This is a genomic window from Arcicella sp., assembly GCF_964672035.1.
Genome location: NZ_CBABQS010000147.1, coordinates 1 through 4986, shown reverse-complemented (window position 1 = coordinate 4986; position 4986 = coordinate 1). Strand labels below are relative to the sequence as shown.

The following is a 4986-nucleotide window of genomic DNA, read 5'->3' as shown; positions in this document are numbered from 1 at the left end:
GGGATTAGTGGAAAGTTACATTATGATTATTCGATTAAATATTTGGCTAAACGATTTAACAAATCAGTGTGCAAATCAGAAGAAATACTCCCGATTTTTCCTTGTATATTTCTCTGAGGTTCAATGCCTAAAAACCCTAATCTGATAATAGATGATTGCTGTAATTTATTTGATGTATCGGGCATTATCATTTTATCAAATTCTGTAATAAATTGATGTAATTGAGTGGAAATACCACAAATTAAAAAATCGTTAAACCGTGGCATGATACGTAAAACGAGAACTGGACGTTTCTTGTAAGTTCCATCGGCTTGTTGTAAAGCTGCCAAAACAATATCTACTTCGGTCATTGTGGATTAAAATGTGGGTTAAGTTCTAACAAATCTTGTTCTGAATATTCAGGTTCATTATCTCCATAAGCAAAGTTTAGATTTTGCCCCGTCATCTTATAAAACTCATTTTTTTCTTCCTCAAAATCCAAAGAAGGTTCAACATCATTTATCCACGTTTTAAACTCTTTTTGAGTTTCAGGAGTCATCGTTTTAAATAACAAAATTAACGCTTGTGTCTGGGGTGCGGCTTGCATTGTCATTATTTGGGATGTTTTAAGTATTTTTTCAGATAATAATTATTCAATATTTCACGCATGCGCCTCCAACCACTCTTCGCCACTCTCATAAATCTCTTTTTTCCAAATCGGCACCACGGTTTTTAGGGTATCAATCAACCATTGACATGCTTCAAAAGAGGCTACTCGATGTGGTGTTGAAACGGCAATAACGACCGCCACATCGCCAATTTGCAAAACGCCTTTTCGATGAATCATTACGATTTTTTCAATATCCCAACGCTCACGAGCTTGATTGGCAAGTTCCTCCATCTTTTTTACGGCCATCCCATCATACGTTTCAAACTCCAAACGGACTACTTCTTTGGCATTATTATGATTACGAACGGTGCCAATGAAAACATCAATTGCTCCCGCACGTTCTGACTGAGCCGCATCTATACACGCCTGAATGTCAATGGATTTATCAGAAATTTCAATCATTATTTTTTGTAATACAGACTATTATTCTATTTTTATTAAGGTACAGATTAGGCATCCCCGACAAAGTCTGTGTTACCTCTCCAACGCTACAAACGAATATTTATACAAATGTTTTTCATCCGTTTCAAAATCTTCACGTTTTGTTTCTTGCCAAATAGTTTTATCAATTGTTGGGAAAAAAGTATCTCCTTCAAAAGCATGGTGTACTTCGGTCAGGTAAATTTTATCAACTTTTGGTAAAGATAAGCGATATATTTCTGCTCCGCCAATGACAAAAGTTTCTTCATTTTCAAGCTCCTGAGCCTTTTTAATGGCACTTTCTAAGGAATCTACCGTAATACAACCTTCAATCTGAAAATCAGGATTTCGGGAAATAATGACCGAAGTACGGTTTGGTAAAGGCTTCCCGATTGACTCAAAAGTTTTGCGTCCCATAATGATACAATGACTCGTAGTGAGCCGTCTGAATTGTTTTAAATCATTGGGTAAATGCCAAATTAACTGATTATTATGACCGATAACACCATTTTCGGCAACGGCAACGATTAAGGAAAGTTTCATCACGTAAAGATAATCGGATAAACAGAAATAGCCATGCTTTTAGGGCATGGCTATCGTAAAATATCAATAAGTACATTATTCCTTAGCCTCTCTAAACATCACAAAACGCTTTTCAGTAACCGCAGCTATTCTTATATTCAGGATTTTACCTGCCTTAAATTTAGAATTATCAGTGTCACTTACATAAATTCTATCCGTCCGATAATCGCCAATCACTTTGTCTTTATAAAGCAAATCAAAGTGTTCTTCGTGCTGTTTTAAGGTGAGATTCGTAGATAATTCTGATTCGATATTTCTTTGCGTATTTGGATCGTAGGTGTAAAATTTCGAGAATAGATTTACCTTTGTGTCAGAGAGCTTTTCTAATCTAACACTCGGTCCAAAAGAAACTCCTTGATTCCCCACGCAAGACCAAGAAGGTGCAAGATTTGAAGTTGTATTTGGCTTAAAAACGCCCGTTAACTCATCAGGTGTATAAGTAAAATTATCTGATTCACAGGCCATTACCGTAATCAGAAGCGATAAACAAGCGGTAATTCTTTTCATGACTTTTGAGTTTTATGTGATGATTTGAAAGACGTAATTGTTTATAAAATGGTTGCATTTGTGAGTTGCCAACTCATTTACTAATCTCCAACATCGCCTTCAAAGCCTTCAAGGCAGGAATACGAACCTCTTCCGCCACTTGAATTTCTGGTAATTCATAAAACATAGCGTTGTATAATTTCTCCATTGTATTCATTTTCATGTACGGACATTCAGCACAAGCACACGAATTTTTCTCATTGGCTGGGGCAGGAATCAGTTTTTTATTGGGTACCGATTCTTTCATTTTATGCAAAATCCCTGCTTCCGTTGCCACAATAAACTCTTGACAGTCAGACATTTGTACGAAATTCAAAAGAGCCGTAGTTGAACCCACAAAATCGGCTTGTGATAAAATTACTTCCTTACATTCAGGATGGGCAATCAATAAAGCATTGGGGTTTTCTTCCTTAACGATTCGGAGTTTTTCCAGCGAAATATCAATGTGAACCATGCAAGAACCTTCCCACAAAATCAAATCACGACCTGTTTTATTAGCTACATAACGTCCTAAATTTTCATCAGGAGCGAAGATAATCTGCTTGTCCTTTGGGATAGATTCCACCACCTTCACAGCATTGGACGACGTACAAATAATGTCGGTCATTGCCTTAATATCAGCAGTACAATTGATATAACTCACCACAACCGCATCGGGATATTTTGCCTTAAAAGCCGCAAATTCTTCCTTTGGGGCAGCATCAGCCAATGAACAGCCCGAATTCAAATCTGGCAAAACTACCTTTTTGTTGGGATTCAAAATTTTGGCGGTTTCAGCCATAAAATGCACGCCACAGAAAACAATCATACTGGCATCGGTTTTCTCGGCGGCTTGTGCCAATCCGAGGCTATCGCCCAGGAAATCGGCAATATCCTGAATCTCGGAATCGACATAATAATGGGCCAAAATGACCGCATTTTTCTCTTTTTTTAATTTCAAGATTTGCTCTTTCAAATCTCCGCCCTTGAAAGGCACTGAACGGCTCACGTAGCCAACTCGTTGTGATTCTTCTAATAAATTCATGTTCATTTTTAGGGCTTAGGATTTAGGGGTTGGGGCGACCGTCGCACGGATTAGTATTTCCCCAATTCAAAAATCCATGCCCTTAATTATTATTGGTAAAATTTCGCTTAATTCTATCGGTTTCCACTAACCCCTAATCCCCAACCCCTAAAACCTAATTATCAATACGCTTTCAAACTCAAATCTAAACTATTCACATGATGTGTCAAAGCGCCGCATGAAATATAATCTACGCCACATTCGGCGTATTCACGAATCGTAGTTTCGTTAATTCCGCCCGAGGCCTCCGTCATGAATTTTCCGTCAATTATTCTGACTGCTTCTCTCAAATTTTCAAACGAGAAATTATCCAACATAATGCGGTCAACTTTCCCAATTTCCAAAACCTGACGTAATTCATCAAGGTTTCTGACTTCAATTTCTATTTGCAAATCACGTCCAGTGGTTTTTAAATAGTCAAGTGCTTGATTTATCGCATTATGGATTCCGCCCGCATAGTCCACGTGATTATCTTTTATCAAAATCATATCGAACAAAGCGTAACGGTGATTGACCGCCCCACCGATTCGGCAAGCCCATTTTTCGCATAATCTGAAATTAGGAGTGGTCTTGCGAGTATCCAATAATTTAGTATTTGTGCCTTCCAACAATTTCACCATCGAAGCCGTATAAGTGGCAATGCCCGACATCCGTTGCATACAATTTAGCACCAAACGTTCAGCTTTGAGAATGGACTGCGACGAACCCGCCACCGTCAAAACGATTTCGCCTTTTGTGATAAGTGCACCATCTTGCAAAATTGTTTCTACCTGCAAATTAGGGTCAACTTCAGCAAAAATCATTTTAGCAATTTCAACTCCCGCCAAAATGCCCGTATCTTTTACCAAAAGCCTCGCCCGACCTGTGGCAGTGCTTGGAATAGTAGAAAGTGAAGTATGGTCGCCATCGCCCACATCTTCGTGCAGGGCGGTTTGGATAAAGTTTTTAACGTAAGTTGGTTCTAAGTAATTGAACATTTTATTTTTGTTATTTATCAGCGTTATAGCCATTTACAACATTCAAAAATTCGTCAAATATTTGAGTACGAAATGGGTGGGTTTCTTTGATAATTAGCGAAACTGGATATTGAGTTCCATCGGTTTCTTTGAAGCCTGAGTCAATTTTTATGAACAATTTACCTTTATAATACTGAAACCAATCATCAAATTTTCTTTTTCTCAAGAACTGTCTTCCATCCAAAGAATCGCAAATATAAATAGCTATTGTTTCGGGAGCGTTTTCATAGAAGTCTTTGAAAATTGAAGCAATCGTAGGAGGAATAGCTTTATCTAATGGAGGAGTTTTTTCAGTTGGATTGATTAATATTATAATGGAGAACTCAAAGGTATTCTTGGAAAAAACAGAATCTTCTCCAAACAGGTAAAAAGTAGGTTTGAACGTAATTGAATAAGAAATTCCATTTCCTGTTTGAAAGGTATAGTCATTATTATCACCTCCTTTATATTCAAAATCATACGCCTGGAATGATGATTCCTCTTTTTGCATTAGCTTTTTTTAATCTTTTTAGGGTTTCTTTAAATTCAGGCGTTTTGGCATAATCCTCTGCTTCTCTTTGAGATTTCTCTTTCTCCTCCTTCCAACGCTTAATAAACTTATCAACATTGGCTTGTCTTTCTTCGGGAGTCAATACTTTTTTTGCTACTGTTTCCATGATTTTAAAAGATTTGTTGCTCAAAAATAACGGTTTTAATTTGATAAATGTTTT

At 37.3% G+C, this 4986-nt stretch carries 9 protein-coding genes; all 9 read right to left on the bottom strand.

Annotation, left to right across the window (positions count from 1 at the left end):
* Nucleotides 1-26: 26 nt before the first annotated feature.
* Nucleotides 27-350: a type II toxin-antitoxin system PemK/MazF family toxin gene (locus tag AC1W31_RS20435; protein ID WP_481736353.1), complete on the bottom strand. Its 324-nt coding sequence runs from the start codon at nt 348-350 to the stop codon at nt 27-29.
* Entirely contained in the window at nt 347-586 is a 240-nt protein-coding gene (locus tag AC1W31_RS20430; RefSeq protein ID WP_481736352.1) for a hypothetical protein, read from the bottom strand. The genes AC1W31_RS20435 and AC1W31_RS20430 overlap by 4 nt, the downstream gene beginning before the upstream one ends.
* A 54-nt stretch (nt 587-640) precedes the next feature.
* Nucleotides 641-1051: a molybdenum cofactor biosynthesis protein MoaE gene (locus AC1W31_RS20425; RefSeq protein WP_481736351.1), complete on the bottom strand. Its 411-nt coding sequence runs from the start codon at nt 1049-1051 to the stop codon at nt 641-643.
* Between the two features lie 72 nt (nt 1052-1123).
* A complete protein-coding gene (locus AC1W31_RS20420; protein ID WP_481736350.1) occupies nt 1124-1612 on the bottom strand; it encodes a dihydrofolate reductase in 489 nt (162 codons plus the stop codon).
* Between the two features lie 75 nt (nt 1613-1687).
* A complete protein-coding gene (locus AC1W31_RS20415) occupies nt 1688-2158 on the bottom strand; it encodes a hypothetical protein (RefSeq protein ID WP_481736349.1) in 471 nt (156 codons plus the stop codon).
* A 73-nt stretch (nt 2159-2231) separates the two neighbouring features.
* Nucleotides 2232-3221 (bottom strand): quinolinate synthase NadA, encoded by a 990-nt coding sequence (nadA, locus tag AC1W31_RS20410; protein WP_481736348.1) that lies wholly within the window; start codon nt 3219-3221, stop codon nt 2232-2234.
* Nucleotides 3222-3382: 161 nt separating this feature from the next.
* Entirely contained in the window at nt 3383-4237 is an 855-nt protein-coding gene (gene nadC / locus AC1W31_RS20405; protein ID WP_481736347.1) for a carboxylating nicotinate-nucleotide diphosphorylase, read from the bottom strand.
* Nucleotides 4238-4247: 10 nt separating this feature from the next.
* Complete coding sequence (locus AC1W31_RS20400) at nt 4248-4766, bottom strand: DUF6169 family protein (RefSeq protein ID WP_481736346.1); 519 nt, start codon at nt 4764-4766, stop codon at nt 4248-4250.
* Nucleotides 4732-4986: hypothetical protein (locus tag AC1W31_RS20395; RefSeq protein ID WP_481736345.1), on the bottom strand; the 255-nt coding region annotated here is incomplete at its 5' end. The genes AC1W31_RS20395 and AC1W31_RS20400, both read right to left, overlap by 35 nt.